This window comes from Cupriavidus necator (assembly GCF_040578825.1).
GTDB classification, from domain to species: domain Bacteria; phylum Pseudomonadota; class Gammaproteobacteria; order Burkholderiales; family Burkholderiaceae; genus Cupriavidus; species Cupriavidus necator_E.
The window spans coordinates 39203-57907 of the sequence record NZ_JBEFLI010000020.1; the positions used below are offsets into that span (position 1 = coordinate 39203).

Consider the following 18705-nt stretch of genomic DNA (forward strand, 5'->3'; position numbering starts at 1 on the left):
GTTAGTTTTGAGGGTGGCCGAACGCGGCGCGCAGCGCGGCGACGGCATCGGCATGCGCCTGCGCCACCGCCGGCACGAACCGGCCCAGCTTGAAGAAATCGTGGATCATGCCGGGGTAATCCGCCAGCGTGGCGGCCACGCCGGCCGCGCGCAGCTTGTCGGCATAGGCAACGCCCTCGTCATGCAGCGGGTCGTAGCCCGCCACCGCGATCCAGGCCGGGCACACGCCGCGCACATCGGCGCCGGTACCGCCGCCGTCCAGGGGGGCGAAGCGCCAGTCGTCGCGGCTGACTTCCCCGTCCAGGTACTGCGAAAAGAACCAGCGGATCATCTCGGCGGTCAGCAGGTAGCCCTCGGCCAGCGCGCGGTGCGACGGCGTGTCCTGGCGCGCGCAGGTGCCGGGATAGATCAGCAGTTGCAGCACCGGCGCCAGGCCGGTGTTGCGCGCCTCGACCGCGCACGCCGCGGCCAGCGTGCCGCCGGCGCTGTCGCCGCCCAGTGCGATGCGGGCCGGGTCGGCGCCCAGCCGTGCGGCTTCCTCGAAGACCCAGTGCATCACGTCGAAGGCATCGTTGGCCGCGGTCGGGAAGCGCCATTGCGGCCCGAGCCGGTAGTCCACCGACAGCACCATGCAATCGGCCTGGCCGCACAGTAGCCGGCACAGGGGATCGTGCGAATTGACGCTGCCCACGGTGAAGCCGCCGCCGTGGCAATACACCAACAGCGGCAGCGGCTCGGCCCAGCTCGCCTCGCGCGGCGTATAGAGCCGCACCGGGATGCCATGGCCGTCGCGCGCGCAGACGTGCAGGTCTTCCACCGCGTGCACCGCCGGCGGGTTGATGTCGAGGATGGGGGCGCTTTTCTCGTACGCGATCTTGGCGTCTTCCGGCTCCATCGCATGGATCGGCGGCCGCCTGGCGCGAGCAATCAGTTCCAGCAGCGCCGCGACCTGCGGGTCGAGGGGGCTGGACGGCATGCCCGGCATGCCTTGCATCACAGGCGTAAGCGGCGTGGCGGGGACGGGAAGCGGAACGGCGGACATGGATGGAGCTTAGTGTCGGGAGCGGCGACCACCAAGGCAAAGTGCCTGGCACGCCGCGCTGAATCAGGAGAAGTTCGATCAGGAGAAGTTCGAATAGTGAACGATCGTTCGATTTTAGTATGATGCCAGTGTTTCGCGATCCGGGGACTACGAGATAACCCGGAAAAGTCCTGGCCGGCCTGCCACGCGAGAAGTTTTTGCGCGATGATCGGCTGGCACGGGGCAACAGACCAGAAGAACCCATTGAAACCCAGGGCAGCTCGCGCTGGCCAGCGGCGCATCGCGACGGCGTTCGCGGCAGATTGGCGCAAGATCACAGCAGGAGACAAGCAAACATGGCGTTTATCTACTATCTGACCAATATCCACCTGGATTTCGGCGCGGTAAGCCTGCTCAAGTCGGAATGCGAGCGCATCGGCATCCGCCGCCCGCTGCTGGTGACCGACAAGGGCGTGGTCGCCGCCGGTGTCGCGCAGCGCGCCATCGATGCGATGCAGGGGCTGCCGGTGGCGGTCTTCGACGAAACCCCGTCCAACCCCACCGAGGCCATGGTGCGCAAGGCCGCGGCCCAATACCGCGAAGGCAATTGCGACGGGCTGGTGGCGGTCGGCGGCGGCTCGTCGATCGACCTGGCCAAGGGCATCGCCATCCTGGCGACGCATCCGGGCGAGCTGACCACCTACGCCACCATCGAGGGCGGCAGCGGCAAGATCACCGAACAGGCGGCGCCGCTGATCGCCGTGCCCACCACCGCGGGCACCGGCAGCGAAGTCGCGCGCGGCGCCATCATCATCCTGGACGATGGCCGCAAGCTGGGCTTCCACTCCTGGCACCTGCTGCCCAAGTCCGCGATCTGCGATCCCGAGCTGACGCTGGGGCTGCCCGCGGGGCTGACCGCGGCCACCGGCATGGACGCCATCGCCCACTGCATCGAGACCTTCCTCGCCCCGGCCTTCAACCCGCCCGCCGACGGGATCGCGCTCGACGGGCTGGAGCGCGGCTGGGCCCATATCGAGCGCGCCACCCGTGACGGCCAGGACCGCGAAGCGCGGCTGAACATGATGAGCGCGTCGATGCAGGGCGCGATGGCGTTCCAGAAGGGACTGGGCTGCGTGCATTCGCTGTCGCACCCGCTGGGCGGGCTGAAGATCGACGGCCGCACCGGGCTGCACCACGGCACGCTCAACGCGGTGGTGATGCCGGCGGTGCTGCGCTTCAACGCCGACGCGCCCACCGTGGTGCGCGACCACCGCTACGCGCGCCTGCGCCGCGCCATGCACCTGCCCGACGACGCCGATATCGCGCAGGCCGTGCACGACATGACCGCGCGCCTGGGGCTGCCCACCGGCCTGCGCCAGATGGGCGTCACCGAGGACATGTTCGACAAGGTGATTGCCGGCGCAATGGTCGACCACTGCCACAAGACCAATCCGAAAGAAGCCAGCGCCGAGGATTATCGGCGTATGCTTGAGCAGTCCATGTAGCACACAGCAGCTTCCCGCCGGTCAGACCGACCAAGCGGCTGACCGGCGGCCCTCCCTCCACAGCGCAGGAGACACCATGAGCGGCGAGCACTTGCAGGTAGTCCATGGCGACATCACCCGGATGGAAGTCGATGCCATCGTCAACGCGGCCAACAGCGGGCTGCTGGGCGGCGGCGGCGTCGACGGGGCCATCCACGGGGCGGGCGGCCCCGCCATCATGGAGGCCTGCCGCGCGATCCGCGACGCGCAGGGCGGCTGCCCCACCGGCGAAGCGGTGATCACCACCGGCGGCCGGCTGCCGGCACCGTACGTGATCCACGCGGTCGGGCCGGTCTGGCACGGCGGCGACCAGGGCGAGGACGAATTGCTCGCCAACGCCTACCGCAACAGTATCCGGCTGGCGGCGCAGCACCACCTGCGCAGGCTGGCCTTCCCCAATATCAGCACCGGCATCTACGGCTTCCCGCGCGAGCGCGCGGCGGATATCGCCATTGCCGCGGTGCGCGAGGCACTGGCGGCGGCGCCCGAGGTCGAGCAGGTGACCTTTGTCTGCTTCGACGACGAGAACTACCGGCTGTACCGGGAGCGCTTGTTCTGAGGCTTCCTGAAACTGGCCGCGGGCCCTGCCCCGCGGCCAGTACCGCCTGCATCAGAACTTGTGGCGCAGGCCCACCCGCAACACCGTCTGGCTGTCATCGGCCGACGGGCGCACGCCATTGATCGCAGCCACCGCGCGCTTGCCGGTGGAATCGATCCCTGATGCCTTCTGGTAGATCGCCATGGCGTACACATCGGTGCGCCTGGACAGGTTGTAGTCCGCGCCCAGCACGAACTGCCTGTAGCTGGCGTCGTTGATGCCGCTGCCCCTGGCATAGTCCGCGGCCACGCCCAACAGCAGGGCCGGCGTCAGCTGGTACTTGAAGCTGACCTCGACGTTGTTGAAGGTGGCGGTGCCGCGATAGCCGAACGGATTCGGGCCGGAAGACAGGTCCCCCAGGTCCTTGAAGCGGGTATTGGAGTACGTGGTCCCGAGCGTGGCCGCACCGAAGTTGTATGCCGCGCCCGCGGCAACGACCGCTTGCGAGCGTGCCGATGCGTAGCCCGACTGCACCGGCGAGCCGATATTGGTCAGCGTGTGCAGCGGGGCCGAGCCGGTGGTGTTGGCGGTAACGCCGGTGCCGTAGAACGACGCGTTCGGGTTCCTGACGTTCAGGTAGCCGAGGCCAAGCCGCAGCGGGCCACTGCCATAGCCGGCCCCCAGCGACCAGATCTGGTTGCGCGCCGGGCTGCCCGCCACGCCGCCCAGGCTGTAGACCCCGCCGAAACTGAAGCCGCCGTAGTCCTGGCTGCGGTACTTGATCGCGTGGTTGACCCGGCTGGAATTGTTCAGGTTGTCGATATCGCCAGGATGCGCGTTATAGAACCCGCCCCACTGCGCGCCGACATTGAGCGGGCCGACAAAATCCACCACCGAGTCGTACTGGCGGCCCATGGTCACCGTGCCGTAGTTGCCTGACAGGCCGACATAGGCCTGGCGCCCGAACATCAGTCCGCCCTGCCCCAGCTTGCCAGTGCTGGCATCGAAGCCGTTTTCCAGCACGAACAGCGCCTTCATGCCGCCGCCCAGTTCCTCTGTGCCACGCAGGCCGAAGCGGCTGGCCTGGATCACGCCGCTGACCAGGCCGAACTGGTGATGGCCGCCGGCATTGTTGTTGTATGTCATGCCTTCATCGACGACACCATAGAGCGTCACGCTGCTCTGTGCGCAGGCCATCTGCGCAAAACCGCCGATCAATGCAAAGCCTGCAAGCTGCTTTTTCATTCTGTTTCCTCCGTTCATAAATTTGTTGCCGCACCTGCTGATTCCCGCCCTGACCAATGCACTGACTGGTGCGAGCCCTCTCGGAACTGCCTTTGAAAGCCACTGCAACGACACCTGTGCGCGAACGACGGGCGTGACAAAGCCGCTCACGGCGGTGAGCACGGGCTGGCGCCAGCCGGAATCAATCCTCTGGATTACTCAGATCAGCGCTGTCGCGATTCAGTGAAAACTTCGATAATCCCGCCCGATAACCACGGCTGCCTAACGATCAAAATGGATCCACGGCCGCCGCGTCCGGTCCTCCTCCTGGAACGCATCGATCCGCGCCGCCAGCTTCAGCGTCAGCGCGATCGGGTCCAGCCCCTCGAGCAGCATCTGCCGCTGCTCGCTGCCGAGCGTGAAGCCGTATCGCGCGCCCGCCGGCGACACCACTTCGCGCCGTTCGAGGTCGACCGTCAGCGGCAACGTGGCCGGCGCCGCGGCGCAGTCGTCGGCCAGCGCCTGCACCGTTGCCATCGGCAGCGCCACCGGCAGCAGGCCGTTGCGCACGCAGTTGTTGTGGAAGATGGCGCCGAAGCCGGGCGCGACGATGGCGCGGATGCCGAACTCCTTCAGCGCCCACACCGCATGCTCGCGCGACGAGCCGCAGCCGAAATTGCCGCCGGCCAGCAGGATCGACGCCCCGGCGTATGCCGGCTGGTTCAGCACGAACGACGGATCGGGGCTGCGGTCCGTCCCCGGCAGATAGCGCCAGCCGGCGAACAGGCCGTCGGCCAGGCCGTCCCTGGAGACGCGCTTCATTTCGCGCGACGGGATGATGGCGTCGGTGTCGATATTGATGCGCAGCAGCGGTGCGGCGACGCCGCGATGCACGGTAAATGGCTCCATCTGTCAGGCTCCTGCCAGCCGGCGCGGGTCGGCGATGCGTCCCAGCACGGCCGATGCCGCCACGGTGGCCGGGCTGGCCAGGTGAGTGCGGGTCTCGGGTCCCTGCCGGCTTTCAAAATTGCGGTTGGTGCTGCTGATCACGCGCTGCCGGTGGCCGAAGCTTTCGCCGCCGGCGTAGAAGCACATCGAGCAGCCGGATTCACGCCATTCGAATCCCGCTGCGCGGAAGACCCGATCCAGGCCTTCGGCTTCAGCGGCACGCTTCACTGCGCTGGAGCCCGGCACGCAGATGGCCTTCACGCCGGGCGCCACCTTGCGACCGGTCAGCACGCCGGCCGCGCTGCGCAGGTCCGACAGCCGGCTGTTGGTGCAGGAGCCGATAAACGCGGCATCGATGGCGATATCCGCGATCGGCTGTCCGGGGCGCAGGTCCATATAGGCCAACGCGCGTTCCATGGCCTGGCGCGCATCGGCATCGGTTGCCGCGGCGGGATCGGGCACGGCGCCGTCAACGCCCACGCCGTGCTGCGGGCTGGTGCCCCAGGTCACCATCGGCGCCAGCTGCGTGCAATCCACCGCCAGCTCGCGGTCAAACACGGCGCCTTCGTCGCTGTACAGGCTGCGCCAGTGCGCCAGCGCTTCGTCCCACTGCGCGCCGGCCGGCGCATACGGGCGCCCGGCCAGGTATTCGAAGACCGTGTCGTCCGGCGCGACGATGCCCGAGAACGCCGAGAACTCCACCGCCAGGTTGCACAGCGTCAGGCGCGCCTCGACCGGCAGGCTGCGCACCGCGCTGCCGCCGAACTCGAGCATATGGCCGCCGGCCCCCGCCGCCGAGTAGCGCGCGATCAGCCACAGCATCAGGTCCTTGGCGGTGACGCCCGCCGCCAGCGCGCCGTCGAACGACACCCGCAGGGTACGCGGCCGCGTCACGCGCAGCGTCTGCGTGGCCAGTGCGTGTTCCGCCTCGGACGAACCGATGCCCCACGCCAGCGCGCCCAGGCCGCCCTGCGTGCAGGTATGGCTGTCCGGACAGACCACGGTGGCGCCGGGCAAGGCAATGCCCTGCTCGGGCGACACCACGTGGACGATGCCCTGCCCCGGATCGCCGATATCGAACAGCCGGATGCCCTCGCGCCTGGCGCTGTCGCGCGTGCTGGTGATAAACGCCTCGCCGCCCGGCATCAGCGTGCTGTCGTTGCGCCCGGGCCGCGTATCGACGATATGGTCCATGGTGCAGAACGCCAGCGCCGGCGCGCGCACGGTCCGCCCGGCCGCGCGCAGCGAACTGAGCGCGATGCTGCCGGTGCGCTCGTGCAGGAAGACGCGGTCGATATGCAGCAGGCTCGCGCCATCCAGCTCGGCAACCGCGTGCGCCTGCCAGATCTTGTCGAACAAGGTCCGGCCCGGTGGCATGGCGCTCATTGCTGCGCTCCGATCGCGCGCCCGGTCTCCAGCGTGTCGACGTCGGCGCCGCTCAACCCCGCGGCCAGCAGCGCCGCGCGCGAATGCTCGCCGGCGCGCGGCAGGTCGCGGTAGACATCGAAGCGCCGGCCGTCCATCGCGATCGGCAGCGCCGGCAGCCGCACCTGCTGCCCCGATGGCAGCGTCACCGGCACCAACCCGCCGCCCGCGTTCAGGTGCGGATCGTCGAACAGCTCCTCCGGCCGGCAGACCGGCGCGAACGGCAGGCCGCACGCCTCCAGCTTCGCCATCAGTTCCTGCTTGCCGAAGGTGCGGAACATCGGCGCCAGCGCGCCCAGCACGCGCGGCCGCTGCCGCACGCGCCCCGCGTTGCGGTCCAGGCTGCGGTCGCCGATAAAGCCGGCCAGCGCAAACGCCTCGCAGAACTTGCGCCACTGCGTGTCGCTGACGATGCCGACAAAGACCGGTTCGCCTTCCCTGGTCTCGAAGATGTCATAGACCCCCCACGCTGAACTGCGCACCGTCATCGGCGGCGCCGGCGTGCCGGTCACCGCCTGCTGCGCCATATGCTGGCCCACCAGGAAGGCGGTGGTCTCGAACAGCGAGCTGCACACATGCTGGCCGCGCCCGGTCCGGTGCCGCTCCTGCAGCGCGCCGAGAATGGCGATCACGCCGAACATCGCGCCGGTCACGTCGATCACCGAAGCGCCGGCGCGCATCGGCTTGCCCGGCAGGCCCGTCATATAGGCCAGCCCGCCCATCATCTGGGTGACTTCATCCAGCGCCACGCGCCGGTCGTAGGGGCCGGCCAGGAAGCCCTTGGCCGAGCAGTAGACCAGCCGCGGGTGGTGCGCGGCCAGCGCTTCGTAGCCAAAGCCGTTCTTGTCCATCGCCCCGGCGCGGAAGTTCTCGATCACCACGTCGGCGCCGTCAACCAGTTTGCGCACGGCCGCCCTGCCCGCTTCCGACTTCAGGTCCGCGCACAGGCTCTGCTTGTTGCGGTTGTACATGGCGAAGTAGCCCGCGCCCGAGCCGCCCAGCCGGCGTGTGTTGTCGCCGGCGGGCGGCTCGACCTTGGTCACGTCGGCGCCCATGTCGGCGAGGATCATGCCGATCGCCGGCCCCATCACCATGTGGGTGAATTCGACTACTTTCAGGCCAGCCAGGGGCCTTTCCATCTCTGTCATGCGTCGCTCCTGCTGCTTGATGTCATGGGCACTGCGCCGCGGCGGGCACAAAGCCCCTGGGCAGGCCGGCCTCCGGCGTGAGGCCGTAAAGCGGTTCGTCGGGAAGACCGGCCCTGACGATGTCGCGCACCGCGAACAGCGCCTCCAGGTCGATGCCGGTGCGCAGCCCCATCGACTCGAGCAGGAACACCAGATCCTCCGTCACCACATTGCCGCTCGCGCCGGGCGCGAACGGACAGCCGCCGAGCCCGCCCAGCGAGGCGTCGACCGTGGTCAGGCCCACGTCGATCGCCGCCAGCACGTTGGCCAGGCCCTGGCCGCGCGTGTTGTGCAGGTGGATGCCGCTCAGGTTCTGCTGGCCGATCGCGCCCCATACCGCCAGCGTCAGGCCGCGCACCTGGCGCGGGTTGCCGTAGCCGGTGGTATCGGACAGGCCGACCTCGTCGCAGCCGGCCGCCATCAGCGCTTCGGCCAGCCCGACCACGCGGTCTTGCGGCACCGGGCCTTCCAGCGTGCAGCCGAAGGCGGTCGACAGCCCCGCCTCGAAACGCGGCCGCGCATGCGGCGGCAAGGCGCGGATGCGCTCGGCGATGCGCCGGACTTCGCGCAGCATCTGCTCATGCGTGCGGTTGACGTTGCGCAGGCTGTGGGTCTCGCTGACCGACACCGGGATCGTGATCTTGTGCACGCCGGCGGCAATGGCGCGCTCGGCGCCCATGTAGTTGGGCACCAGCGCCGCCACCGTCAGCCCGCCGATGCCCAGCGCGTGCGCCACCACCTCGGCCGTATCCGCCATCTGCGGCAGCACGCTGGCCGGCACGAATGAGCCCACCTCGATCTCGCGCACGCCGGCGGCGGCTTCCGCGCTGATCCACGCTTTCTTGGCCGCGGTCGCCATCACGCGCCGGGTCATCTGCAAGCCGTCGCGCGGGCCGACTTCGCTGACCAGTACGTCGAAGTTCTGCATGGTTGCTGTCATGGGTTTTCCTGTGGTTGCGGAGGCTGTGTGGTGAACGCCGCGAGAATCTCCCCCGCGCCCGCGCTCCACACCTCCGGTCTTGCCATTACGTATTCAAGCGCGGCTTCCAGGTAGCGGATCCGGTGCGGCTGACCCAGTACCCAGGGATGCAACGACAGCGCGAGGATGCGTCCGCCCTGTTCGCTCGCTTCGTCGAGCAGCAGGTCGCACGCGTCCTTCACCTGCCGCGCCCACGACGCTTCCGAGTGCAGGTTGTCCATCAGCACGAAGCGGTCCTCCAGCTCGGTCGACAGCGGCATCGCCCACAGCTCGCCGTGGCGCGTGCGGAACGGGTACGGCATGTCGTCGTTGACCCAGTCGCACATGTAGTCGATGCCGTTGGCGCGCAGCAGCTCCGGCGTGTTGGCGCTCTGCAGCTTGCCGGGGCTGAGCCAGCCGCGGATGTCGCGCCCGCTCATGCGGCGCAGCTCGTCCAGCGAGCGCCGCACGATGCCGGCCTCGACGGCCCGGTCCAGCCCGCCGGCGTGGGCGGTGTCCATGCTCCAGGAATGGCCGATGATCTCGTTGCCGCGCTCGGCCACCATGGCCAGCAGCGACGGATACAGCTGGGCCAGCCGCGCATTGATGGCAAAGGTCGGGCGCACGCCGTAGCGGTCGAAGGCGTGCAGCATCCGATGGATGCCGACGCGGTTGCCGTAGTCGCGCAGCGTGTAGTGGCGCAGGTCCGGATATGGCGTGGTCATGTTGCCTGGCAGCGCCACCGGCTTGCCCGCCGGGTTCAGCGGGAAGAACTGCAGGCTGACGTTGACCCACAGCGCCAGCGTCTTGCCGCCCGGCCAGCGCACTGGCGCCCGGCTTGCCAGCATCGACCAGTCATAGCGGTCATGGTCCATGCCCGGGACGCAGCGCGGGTATTGCAAGGCTTGATGGTCCAGTGGCATCAGCGCGCCCTCCGCGTCGGATCCGCCGCGGCGATCGCGTTCGCCGCCGTGTCGTAGCAATGCTCGAGGTAGTGGTCGGCGATCTCGCGGCCGGTGGTGACCCAGACATCCGAGTGGCCGGTGATGTATTCCAGCGCCTCCTCGAAGGCGCGCAGCCGGTGCGGGCAGCTCACCTGGTAGTTGTGGGTCGGGATGCACATCACCGTGCCGGACTCGGCGCCCTCCGCGTAGAGACGGTCGAAGCAGTCCTTCAGCATCTGGCCGTAGCGGCGCGGCTCGACCTTGTTCACCACGTAGGCGATGGTGTCGTTCAGCTCCAGCGAATACGGCAGCGAGATGAAGCGCTGGCCGCCACGCACGCGCACCGGCGTGGGCTGGTCGTCGTGGAACAGGTCGCAGGTGTAGCGGCCGCCCAGTTCGGCGAACAGGTCGAGCGTCGCTTCGCTGTGCGACAGCGCCGGCGCCAGGTAGCCCGCCGGCTTGCTGCCGGTGCATGCCTCGATGATCTGCATCGACGCTTCGATCATCCCGCGCTCCTGTGCCTCCGACATGCCATAGGTGTAGCGCGTGTTGTAGATGCCGTGCGAGAAGAACTCCCACTCGCGCTCCATGCACATCGCCACGATCTCGGGGTGATGCACGCACAGCGCCGCCGACAGCGACACCGAGCCGCGGATGCCGTACTTGTCGAGCAGCCGCATCTGGCGCATATGGCCGACGCGGTTGCCGTAGTCGCGGATCGAATAGCCGGGCACCGCGGGATACGGGTGCGGCCACGCGCGGCGGTGCGGATTCGCGGGCGGGTCGAGTTCGTAGAATTCGATATTGGGCGCGACCCAGAAGGCCAGCCGCGCCCCGCCCGGCCAGCGGATCCGCGGGCGGTCCTGGTAGGGCCAGTAGTCGTAGTAACCGGGGGTTTCGCGCATGTCAGTCCCCCTTGCCGCTGCGCAGGCCGGCCTGCTTGTCCTCGAGCCAGTTCTGCACCTCCAGCACGTCGAGCACGTCGGCGTACTTCAGCATCAGGTCGGTCAGGCTGGCGAAGTGGTAGCTCTCGTGCTTGTCCGCCACGCACTGCTCCGGCACGATGGTGCGATACCCGCGCGACAGCGAGTCCACCGCGGTGGCGCGCACGCAGCCGGAGGTGGAGCCGCCGGTGATGACCACGGTATCCACCTGGTGCCATACCAGCAGCGACTGCAGCGGGGTCTCGAAGAACGCCGACGGCATCTTCTTGCAATAGACCACGTCGCGCACGGGATCGACATCGGCGCGGCTGTCGAACTGCGCGCGTTCGGAGCCGTACTTGATGTTCTGCAGCGAGTCCGGCGTATCGGTGCGCGTGCCCCAGATGCCCGCATCCTCACCGGACGCCATGTACGCCACCCGCGTCCACACCACCGGCCAGCCCAGCGCGCGGAAGCGCCGCGCCAGTCCGTTGATATGCACCAGTTGCGCGGCATCGGTCTCGTACGCGGTGCGGAAGCGGCCGGTGCAGGTATAGGCGTTCTGCAGGTCGATATTGACCAGCACCGCCTTGCGGCCGAAGCCGAAGCGCGCCCGGCTGGGGTTGGCCTTGACCTCCTGCCAGATCTGGCGCGCGGTCTTGTCTGACAATTCCATCGGTTTGACTCCGTTCTGTGCTTGCGTTTTCAAACACCCAGGTAGGCGGCGCGCAGCTCGGGCGCGGCCAGCAGCGCCTCGGGCGTGCCGGAGAACCTGACCTCGCCGTTTTCCAGCACGTAGGCGCGCGAGGCGATTTCCAGCGACAGCGCCACGTTCTGCTCGACCAGCAGGATCGACAGCCCTTCCTTGTGCAGGCGCCTGATCAGGTCGAACATCTCCTCCACCATCAGCGGCGACAGGCCGAGCGAGGGCTCGTCCAGGATCAGCAGCCGCGGATCGCCCATCAGGCCGCGGCCGATGGCCAGCATCTGCTGCTCGCCGCCGGACATGGTGCCGGCGCGCTGGCCCAGTCGTTCGCGCAGGCGCGGGAAGGTGTCGAGCACCCATTCCAGGTTGGCCCTCAGCTGGCGCGTGGCGCGGCGGCAGGCGCCCAGCTCCAGGTTTTCCCGCACGGTCAGGTTGGGGAAGATGCGGCGCCCTTCGGGCACCTGGATCAGTCCGGCGCCGACGATGTCCTGCGGGCGGGCGCGGCTGACGTCCGCGCCGTCGAAGCGGACCGTGCCTGAAGTGCCAGACACCAGCCGGCACGCGGTATTGATCAGCGTCGACTTGCCGGCGCCGTTGGCGCCCAGCAGCGCGACGATCTCGCCGCGGTTCACATCCAGGCTGACACCATGCAGCACCTGCACCGCGCCGTAGCCGCCGTGCAGCCCTTGTACCGACAACAGGGTCTCAGCCATGGGCCGCCTCCTGCTGCGCGCCGATGCGCTGCGCCATGCCGTGGCCCAGGTAGGCCTCGATCACCTGCGGGTCGCGCGTCACCGCGGCGGGCGGACCTTGTGCGATCAGCCTGCCGCCGGCCAGCACGAACACGTCCTGCGCCAGGTTCATCACCGCCTGCATCACGTGCTCGATCATGACGACGGTGACGCCGTCGTCGCAGATGCCGCGCACCACCGGGATCATTGCGGCGATCTCGCGGGGATTGAGCCCGGCCAGCACTTCGTCCAGCAGCAGCAGGCGCGGCCGCGTGGCCAGCGCGCGCGCCAGTTCCAGCCGCTTGCGCCCGGCCACGGTCAGGCTGGACGCGCTCTTGTGCAGCTGGTCTTCCAGCCCGACGCGGCGGGCCACTTCATCGGCCTGCGCCAGCGCCACGTTGCGCCCGCGCACATGCAGGTGGGCGCCGACCGCGATGTTCTCGCGCACGGTTTGCCCGGCAAAGGGCTGCACGATCTGGAAAGTGCGCGCCAGCCCGAGCCGGCAGATCGCGTGAGGCGCGAGCCCGTTGAGGGTGCGGCCTTCCAGCTTCACCGTGCCCTCAGTGGGCGTGAGGAAGCCGGACAGCATGCCGAACAGGGTCGACTTGCCCGCGCCGTTGGGACCGATCAGTCCGGTGATACGGCCGCGTGCTATGGACAGGTTCACGTCCTGCACCGCCGCCAGGCCGCCGAAGCGGATCGACAGTCCGTGGGTCGAAAGTATGGTCTGCATCGTCATTTCCGCTCTCTCAGCTTTCTAAGCTCTCTGTGCCTTCGCCGTGCGCGCCAGCCCCGCGAGGCCCTGCGGCAGGAACATCACCATCAGCACCAGCAGCGCGCCGTAGATCACCAGGCTCACGCCCGGCACATCGCCCAGCGCATGGCGCGTCAGTTCATTGAGCAACTGCAGCGCCAGCGCGCCGAGCAGCGGGCCGAACACCGTGGCCGTGCCGCCGATCACCGCGCCCACCAGCGCGGCCACCGAGAAGGCCGGGCCGTAGGCGATATGCGGATCGAGGTACTGCAGGTACTGCGTGTAAAAAACGCCGGCCGCCGCCATCAGCGCCGCGGACATGGCAATGGCCACCAGCTTGACGCGCAGCACGTCGATGCCAAGCGCCTGCGCCGCGTCTTCACTGTCCCGAACCGCCATCAGACAGGCACCGAAGCGCGACCTGCGCAGCCACCACGAGAGGAGAAGGCCCGCGGCGACGAACGTCAGGATGAACCAGAGGTAGCCAGCCTTGCCGGCAAACTGGAGATGCATGGCGCCGGGCTGCAATGGCAACTGCATGCCTGCGCCGGCACCGGTAAAGCCGGCCGCATTGGCCAGGATGCGCAGCACCTCGGCCACCGCCAGCGTCGCCAGCGAGAAGTACGAGCCCTTGAGCCCGTAGCGGAACGACAGCACGCCCACGCCGACGCCGGCGAGCGCGCCGAGGCCGATCGCCAGCCCCAGCGCCAGCCATGCGTTCATGCCCAGCGTGACCTGGAAGATCGCCATGGCATAGGCGCCAGTGCCGAAGAACGCCGCGTGGCCGAACGAGAACTGCCCGCCAAAGCCGCCGAGGATGTTCCAGGACTGCGCCATCAGCGTCATCAGCAGCACCATCACCAGCAGGTTCAGCGCAAAGCCTGACGACAGCCACAGCGGCGCCGAGGCAAAAGCGGCCAGCACGATAACGATCCAGCCGAGCGCAGGCATCGTGGAGAGAGTAGGAATTCGATTCATGTCGGGGTCCTCGTGTCACGCCTTCGCGCCGAACAGGCCTTGCGGACGGAACAGCAGCACCAGGAGGAAGATCAGGAAAATGCCGACCTGGCCCAGGCTGTCGCCCAGCCACAGGCCGCCCAGCGACTCGACCACGCCGATCAGCAGTCCGCCCCACAGCGCGCCGGCGAAGCTGCCCATGCCGCCCAGCACGACCACGGTGAAGGCGATCAGCACGAAGCCGTCGCCGACGCGCGGATTGATGTAATAGGCCGGCAGCAGGAAGCACGCAGCCGCGCCCAGGCAGGCCAGGCCGATGCCGAAGCTGAGCGCATAGACGCGCTCGACATCGATGCCGACCACGCGCGCGCCCTGCTTTTCCTTGGCCACCGCGCGGATGGCGCGGCCCAGCGTGGTGCGCCGGATCATCAGCATCAGCAGGCCGCAAGCCACCAGCGCGCCGGCGAAGGCGATCGCCTTGGGTAGCGCGATGGATGCGCCCAGCAGGTCGATGGTGGACAGCGCATAGGGCGTGTCGATGGTGTAGGTGTCCGAGCGGAACAGGTACAGCGCCAGGTTCTCCAGCACGATCGAGATGCCCAGCGTGACCAGCAGCACGTTCTGGTCGTTGCCCCGCGCGGCGCGCGCAATCAGGTGCCGCTGCAGCAGGTAGCCCGCGGCGAACATGGCCGGCACCATCACCAGCAGTGCCGCGTAGGGATCGACCTGGGCGCGGGTGAAAAGGAAATAGACGCCATACAGCGCCGCCATCAGTGCGGCGCCATGGGCAAAGTTGACGATATGGAGCACGCCGTAGATCAGCGTCAGGCCCAGCGCCACCAGCGCATAGATGGCTCCGGTGGTGAGCCCGTTGAGCCAGGAGGCCCAGAGTATCGGGATATCGAACATGCAATGCGTTCCTCGCGGCAACAGGAATCCAGCGGGCGGGAAGCGGGCTTCCCGACCGTGGCAACTTGGGATAAACGATTTGCCGGCGCTCAGCCGGCGCCCGGCGTTAGCTGGCGGCTATCCGGCGGCTGGCAGCGGGAATACCGCGTCGACCTGCCGGTAGGCGTTGGGGAAGACGACCTTGATATCGCCATCCAGCACCTGCGTCAGCAGCGGCTGCGCGCCGGTGTTCTGGCCGTTGACGAAGCGCGTCGGGCCGTACGGCATGAAGTGGTTGCTGAAGCTGCTGTTGGCGAGCGCCTCGATCACATGTTCGCGCCGCGCGGACCTGGCCCGCTCAAGGCTGTCGGCCAGCAGCATGGTGGCGGCATAGGTGCAGAAGACTTCGTAGGTAAAGAACAGGCCGCTGGCTTCCACGCGCTTGCGCAGGGCCAGCGCGCGCGGGTCCTTCGGGTTGTACCAGTGGTTGCAGTCCAGCACGTGCTGCGCCGCCGCCGGGAACTCCCTGACGAACTTGAAGCTCGACGCCGCGCCGCCCAGCACGGAATAGACCGCCTTGGGGCGGAACTTCTGCTGCTGCATGGCGCGCATCAGCAACGCGTACTCGTTGTAGTAGTTGGCCGCGATCACGATGTCGGGGTTGGCGGCCTTCATCCGCAGCACGATATTGCTGAAGTCGCGCGTCGGGTTGGCGTGCCTGACCACTTCTTTCACCTCGAAACCGAACTCCGGCAAGCGCTGGCTCAGCAGCTTTGCCGTGCCGCTGCCAAACAGCGATTCCTCGTGGATGATCATCGCGGTGCGCGCGCGGTTGCCGCCCAGCTGGTTGAGCGTGCGCAGGTTGCTCATCGCGGTCTCGGTCACAACCTTGTAGCCGGGACCGAAGCGGAAGGTGTTGGTCAGCCCGCGCTCGACGATCGTATCGGCCACGCCCACGTCCACCACATGCGCCAGGCCATGCCGGGCCGCGGCCTGCGTGGTGGCCAGGCAGATCGCGCTGGCATAGGCGCCCACCACGGCGCTGACGCCGGCCTCGTTCATCTTCTCGACCTCGGCGGCGCCGATCTCCGGCTGCGACTGGGCATCGCCCAGCACCGCTTCCAGCGGCGCGCCGCCCAGCGCCTTGATGCCACCGCCGGCGTTGATATCGGCGATCGCCAGGAGCGCGCCGGCGCGGCATTGCGTGCCGGAGAATGCCAGAGCTCCAGTGACCGGATGCAGTACGCCGATGCGCACTGGCTTGGGTTGGGCGCGTCCGATCTGCGGCGCCAGCGCGCCGGCGCCGAGCAGTGCGGCCTGGCCCAGGAACCTGCGCCGTGCCGGATAGGTTGTCGTCATCGTGGTCTCCTCCATTATTGTGTTCGGGCTCACCGCACCGCGGTGGCCAGGTCGCGCGCCAGCCAGATGCGCGCCTTGTCGTCGCCGGCGCGTGTCAGCGCCATGCGGTAGTCGTAGCATTGCGGCCGGTACAGGCCACGCAGCCACTGCACCGGGTCGCCGTCGGTATCGCGCACCACGCGCACCACCGACAGCAGCGGCGCGCCTACCGGCTCGTCCAGCAGCGCCGCGGCCGGCGCGTCGGCCAGGCAGCTCGACAGCACCTGGTCGGCATCGCCGATGCGGATGCCGCCGCTTTCCATCAACGCCAGCATCGGCTGCTGCTGCAGCGCGTCCGGGCTCAGCAGCGGCGCGACATGGGGCGGCGACCAGGTGGTAATCAGCGATACCGGAATGCCCTGATGCAGGCGCACGCGCGCCACATGCAGCGCATCGTCCGGTTCCGCCAGGCGCAGCGCCAGCCGCACCGGCGCCGGGCACGGCTGCATGCTGAACGCCACCACCTGCACCGAGGTATCCGCGACCGCCTCCAGCAGGCTGTCGAGCAGGCCGCACATGCGCGGCGGCGTGGCCGTGTCCCGGACCCGGTCGACATTGACAAAGGTGCCGTACCCGCGGCGCCGGATAATCAGGCCCTCGTCATGCAGTTCGGACAGTGCGCGCCGTATCGTGACGCGCGCCGCGCGATATTGCTCCATCAGGCTGAATTCGGCCGGCAGCCCGCCCTCGTCATAAATCCCGGACAGGATTTTCTGGCGTAACACGAGGTAAATGCGGTGATAACGTGGCATCGGGGAATTGGGATTCCGCATAATCGCCGCCCCTCCCTATGAGCGCAATAAAATTCCAATATCGACCAACGTGCCGACTTATATACACGACCAGATCGCAACAACGTGGCACCTACGCGTTTTGATCACGACCTTTCGGACATGGCGGAACGATATATCAGTATTAATGTCGTCTCAATAGGACAATAGATAGGACACCGTAGAGAATTACCCCAATGCCATGAATGGGATGGAAGCAAGCCCTTAATAAAAAGATCGGTCTGTCCGGCTTATTCAGTAAATGCTTCAGGGGTTCCACGCATCCACTTCGCCATCTCGACGCGAGGCAGCCAGGTGGGCGTGGACCACCTTGGCTTCCAGGTGGACGATGCGGCGGAGCTGGGATTGATCCTCTGTAAGCACAACTCCGCGCGCAGTGTCCTGAGCGAAGGCATGCTGAACTATTGGGCCGACATGTTGGGCAAGCATGTGCGCGCCTGCAGTGCCGGCAGTGCGCCGAGCGGCCGCATCAACCCGTTCGCCCTGAAGGCGCTTGGCAGCGCAGGTGTCGACACCTCAGGTCTTCGATTCAATCCGGCTGTCAGCGCGGTCATGGTGGCGCAAGGCGAGCTGCCCGGCGCAGCGCTGCTGCCCTGGTCGCTCAGCTTGCGGGCGCGGTGCCGGGAGCATGGCTGGCCCATGCCATGTTCGACACGACGCTCCTGCCGTTTTCCGCCAAGGTGCGCAGCGGGCCGGGACAATGGATAGCGGAGGTCGTCGCGACCGCCGGTCTGCTGCTGGTGATTCTCCGCGCGCCGAACTTGCCACAGCCCCGCCATCGAGGCGGGGCTGAGATCGCTGCTGACCGGCGCCGCGGAAACGCTACGCTGCCGGCAACGCGCTCCGGATCAGCAGGTTCACATGTTCCGGCTGCTCGTGGAGGACCCAATGGCTGCCCTCCGGAATCCGCTCCACGCGCAGGTCCGGGACAAATTCCTCCAGGCCATTGAGCAGCGACTTCGGCAGCGCCCGGTCGCGCTCGCCCCAGATCACCAGCGTCGGCACCCTGATGACGAAGGCGGCGGGATCCAGACGAGAGAGATCCGGCGGCGGCTCGCCCTCGCCCGGCGGATGCATCGGCGAGGCGCGGTAGAAGTTGACGCCACCGGCCAGCGGGTGCGCCCCGTCCTCGCCGGGCCGGGACCACGCGGCGTGGTACTTCGCCCGCGTTTCTTCGGTGAACCATGCGGCCGGCTTGCCGTCGACATCGGCCAGCATCCGGTCGAGCAGCGCGAAGTCATTGGCGGCCAGCGCCTTTTCCGCGCCCGGCTTGCGCAGCCAGTTCATATAGGCCGAGGCGGCCTGCTGCTCGGGATCGGTGGCAAGCGCCTTTGCGAACAGGTAGGGATGCGGCGAATTGATGATGATGAGTTTTCGCACCAGCACGGGGTGCTGGATCGCCAGGTTCCAGCAGATCGCACCGCCCCAGTCGTGCGCCACCACCACGGCCTGGTCATAACCCAGCGCGCCAATGAACTGCACCAGGTCTTCGACGAGGTGGCGCGGCCGGTAGGCATCGACTTCGGCAGGCTTGCTCGACAGGTTATAGCCGCGCAGGTCGGGCGCGACGGCAAAATGCGTGCGGCCGAACTCGGCTAGCTGGGCCTCCCATTCGAACCAGAATTCGGGGAAGCCATGCACGAACAGCATCAGCGGCTTGCTGCGCTCGCCGGCGCTGGCATAGTGCAGCCGGCTGCCATTGGGCAGGCTGGCGTATTGCAGGTGGCGGATCACGGCGGCGGGTGCGGCCATGGTGTTCTCCATATGC

19 protein-coding genes are annotated in these 18705 nt (G+C 68.0%); 3 read left to right on the top strand and 16 right to left on the bottom strand.

From position 1 onward, the window contains the following. Nucleotide 1: 1 nt before the first annotated feature. Entirely contained in the window at nucleotides 2-976 is a 975-nt protein-coding gene (locus tag AB1I47_RS12475) for an alpha/beta hydrolase (RefSeq protein WP_354684062.1), read from the bottom strand. Nucleotides 977-1377: 401 nt separating this feature from the next. Here AB1I47_RS12475 and AB1I47_RS12480 point away from each other — a divergent pair, with 401 nt between their 5' ends. Continuing rightward, nucleotides 1378-2526 (top strand): iron-containing alcohol dehydrogenase, encoded by a 1149-nt coding sequence (locus AB1I47_RS12480; protein ID WP_354684063.1) that lies wholly within the window; start codon nucleotides 1378-1380, stop codon nucleotides 2524-2526. A gap of 76 nt (nucleotides 2527-2602) precedes the next feature. Continuing rightward, the gene (locus AB1I47_RS12485) at nucleotides 2603-3124 is read left to right on the top strand and encodes an O-acetyl-ADP-ribose deacetylase (RefSeq protein WP_354684064.1); all 522 of its coding nucleotides are present in this window, start codon (nucleotides 2603-2605) and stop codon (nucleotides 3122-3124) included. A gap of 51 nt (nucleotides 3125-3175) precedes the next feature. Here the strand turns inward: AB1I47_RS12485 and AB1I47_RS12490 are convergent, their stop codons facing one another. The 14 genes from AB1I47_RS12490 to AB1I47_RS12555 all read right to left on the bottom strand — a co-directional run bounded on the left by AB1I47_RS12490 (nucleotide 3176) and on the right by AB1I47_RS12555 (nucleotide 16919). Then, nucleotides 3176-4348: a porin gene (locus AB1I47_RS12490; protein ID WP_354684065.1), complete on the bottom strand. Its 1173-nt coding sequence runs from the start codon at nucleotides 4346-4348 to the stop codon at nucleotides 3176-3178. Between the two features lie 261 nt (nucleotides 4349-4609). Next, complete coding sequence (leuD, locus tag AB1I47_RS12495) at nucleotides 4610-5236, bottom strand: 3-isopropylmalate dehydratase small subunit (RefSeq protein WP_354684066.1); 627 nt, start codon at nucleotides 5234-5236, stop codon at nucleotides 4610-4612. Between the two features lie 3 nt (nucleotides 5237-5239). Then, entirely contained in the window at nucleotides 5240-6661 is a 1422-nt protein-coding gene (locus AB1I47_RS12500; protein WP_354684067.1) for a 3-isopropylmalate dehydratase large subunit, read from the bottom strand. After that, nucleotides 6658-7848, bottom strand: coding sequence for a CaiB/BaiF CoA transferase family protein (locus AB1I47_RS12505; protein ID WP_354684068.1), 1191 nt, complete (start codon nucleotides 7846-7848; stop codon nucleotides 6658-6660). Before AB1I47_RS12505 ends, AB1I47_RS12500 begins: the two co-directional genes overlap by 4 nt. A gap of 22 nt (nucleotides 7849-7870) precedes the next feature. Then, the gene (locus AB1I47_RS12510; RefSeq protein WP_354684069.1) at nucleotides 7871-8827 is read right to left on the bottom strand and encodes a hydroxymethylglutaryl-CoA lyase; all 957 of its coding nucleotides are present in this window, start codon (nucleotides 8825-8827) and stop codon (nucleotides 7871-7873) included. Beyond that, nucleotides 8824-9768, bottom strand: a complete 945-nt coding sequence (locus AB1I47_RS12515; RefSeq protein ID WP_354684070.1) for a polysaccharide deacetylase family protein — start codon at nucleotides 9766-9768, stop codon at nucleotides 8824-8826. The genes AB1I47_RS12510 and AB1I47_RS12515 overlap by 4 nt, the downstream gene beginning before the upstream one ends. Continuing rightward, entirely contained in the window at nucleotides 9768-10694 is a 927-nt protein-coding gene (locus tag AB1I47_RS12520; RefSeq protein ID WP_354684071.1) for a polysaccharide deacetylase family protein, read from the bottom strand. Before AB1I47_RS12520 ends, AB1I47_RS12515 begins: the two co-directional genes overlap by 1 nt. A 1-nt stretch (nucleotide 10695) precedes the next feature. Further along, the gene (locus AB1I47_RS12525; RefSeq protein WP_354684072.1) at nucleotides 10696-11388 is read right to left on the bottom strand and encodes an isochorismatase family protein; all 693 of its coding nucleotides are present in this window, start codon (nucleotides 11386-11388) and stop codon (nucleotides 10696-10698) included. A gap of 29 nt (nucleotides 11389-11417) precedes the next feature. Beyond that, complete coding sequence (locus AB1I47_RS12530) at nucleotides 11418-12131, bottom strand: ABC transporter ATP-binding protein (protein WP_354684073.1); 714 nt, start codon at nucleotides 12129-12131, stop codon at nucleotides 11418-11420. Further along, entirely contained in the window at nucleotides 12124-12888 is a 765-nt protein-coding gene (locus AB1I47_RS12535; RefSeq protein WP_354684074.1) for an ABC transporter ATP-binding protein, read from the bottom strand. The genes AB1I47_RS12530 and AB1I47_RS12535 overlap by 8 nt, the downstream gene beginning before the upstream one ends. A gap of 18 nt (nucleotides 12889-12906) precedes the next feature. Beyond that, complete coding sequence (locus AB1I47_RS12540; protein ID WP_354684075.1) at nucleotides 12907-13881, bottom strand: branched-chain amino acid ABC transporter permease; 975 nt, start codon at nucleotides 13879-13881, stop codon at nucleotides 12907-12909. 15 nt (nucleotides 13882-13896) lie between these two features. Further along, nucleotides 13897-14769, bottom strand: coding sequence for a branched-chain amino acid ABC transporter permease (locus AB1I47_RS12545; protein WP_354684076.1), 873 nt, complete (start codon nucleotides 14767-14769; stop codon nucleotides 13897-13899). A gap of 117 nt (nucleotides 14770-14886) precedes the next feature. Further along, a complete protein-coding gene (locus AB1I47_RS12550) occupies nucleotides 14887-16107 on the bottom strand; it encodes an ABC transporter substrate-binding protein (protein ID WP_354684077.1) in 1221 nt (406 codons plus the stop codon). 29 nt (nucleotides 16108-16136) lie between these two features. Then, nucleotides 16137-16919 carry a GntR family transcriptional regulator gene (locus tag AB1I47_RS12555; protein ID WP_354684078.1) on the bottom strand — a complete coding sequence of 261 codons (783 nt, stop codon included), beginning with the start codon at nucleotides 16917-16919 and terminating at the stop codon, nucleotides 16137-16139. A 318-nt stretch (nucleotides 16920-17237) separates the two neighbouring features. Between AB1I47_RS12555 and AB1I47_RS12560 the strand changes: the two genes are divergently transcribed. After that, complete coding sequence (locus AB1I47_RS12560) at nucleotides 17238-17645, top strand: arsenate reductase/protein-tyrosine-phosphatase family protein (protein ID WP_354684079.1); 408 nt, start codon at nucleotides 17238-17240, stop codon at nucleotides 17643-17645. 114 nt (nucleotides 17646-17759) lie between these two features. On the opposite strand, the gene AB1I47_RS12565 is transcribed toward AB1I47_RS12560, so the two are convergent. Then, a complete protein-coding gene (locus tag AB1I47_RS12565) occupies nucleotides 17760-18701 on the bottom strand; it encodes an alpha/beta fold hydrolase (protein WP_354684080.1) in 942 nt (313 codons plus the stop codon). Nucleotides 18702-18705 lie beyond the last annotated feature (4 nt).

Bases quoted from the DNA above. Each gene is read 5' to 3' on its own strand.
- AB1I47_RS12480 (WP_354684063.1), top strand. From the start codon at position 1,378: ATGGCGTTTATCTACTATCTGACCAATATCCACCTGGATTTCGGCGCG.
- AB1I47_RS12530 (WP_354684073.1), bottom strand. From the start codon at position 12,131: ATGGCTGAGACCCTGTTGTCGGTACAAGGGCTGCACGGCGGCTACGGC.
- AB1I47_RS12565 (WP_354684080.1), bottom strand. From the start codon at position 18,701: ATGGAGAACACCATGGCCGCACCCGCCGCCGTGATCCGCCACCTGCAA.
- AB1I47_RS12520 (WP_354684071.1), bottom strand. From the start codon at position 10,694: ATGCGCGAAACCCCCGGTTACTACGACTACTGGCCCTACCAGGACCGC.
- AB1I47_RS12515 (WP_354684070.1), bottom strand. From the start codon at position 9,768: ATGCCACTGGACCATCAAGCCTTGCAATACCCGCGCTGCGTCCCGGGC.
- AB1I47_RS12535 (WP_354684074.1), bottom strand. From the start codon at position 12,888: ATGACGATGCAGACCATACTTTCGACCCACGGACTGTCGATCCGCTTC.
- leuD (WP_354684066.1), bottom strand. From the start codon at position 5,236: ATGGAGCCATTTACCGTGCATCGCGGCGTCGCCGCACCGCTGCTGCGC.
- AB1I47_RS12550 (WP_354684077.1), bottom strand. From the start codon at position 16,107: ATGACGACAACCTATCCGGCACGGCGCAGGTTCCTGGGCCAGGCCGCA.
- AB1I47_RS12485 (WP_354684064.1), top strand. From the start codon at position 2,603: ATGAGCGGCGAGCACTTGCAGGTAGTCCATGGCGACATCACCCGGATG.
- AB1I47_RS12545 (WP_354684076.1), bottom strand. From the start codon at position 14,769: ATGTTCGATATCCCGATACTCTGGGCCTCCTGGCTCAACGGGCTCACC.
- AB1I47_RS12555 (WP_354684078.1), bottom strand. From the start codon at position 16,919: ATGCGGAATCCCAATTCCCCGATGCCACGTTATCACCGCATTTACCTC.
- AB1I47_RS12500 (WP_354684067.1), bottom strand. From the start codon at position 6,661: ATGAGCGCCATGCCACCGGGCCGGACCTTGTTCGACAAGATCTGGCAG.
- AB1I47_RS12525 (WP_354684072.1), bottom strand. From the start codon at position 11,388: ATGGAATTGTCAGACAAGACCGCGCGCCAGATCTGGCAGGAGGTCAAG.
- AB1I47_RS12540 (WP_354684075.1), bottom strand. From the start codon at position 13,881: ATGAATCGAATTCCTACTCTCTCCACGATGCCTGCGCTCGGCTGGATC.
- AB1I47_RS12510 (WP_354684069.1), bottom strand. From the start codon at position 8,827: ATGACAGCAACCATGCAGAACTTCGACGTACTGGTCAGCGAAGTCGGC.
- AB1I47_RS12475 (WP_354684062.1), bottom strand. From the start codon at position 976: ATGCCGTCCAGCCCCCTCGACCCGCAGGTCGCGGCGCTGCTGGAACTG.
- AB1I47_RS12490 (WP_354684065.1), bottom strand. From the start codon at position 4,348: ATGAAAAAGCAGCTTGCAGGCTTTGCATTGATCGGCGGTTTTGCGCAG.
- AB1I47_RS12505 (WP_354684068.1), bottom strand. From the start codon at position 7,848: ATGACAGAGATGGAAAGGCCCCTGGCTGGCCTGAAAGTAGTCGAATTC.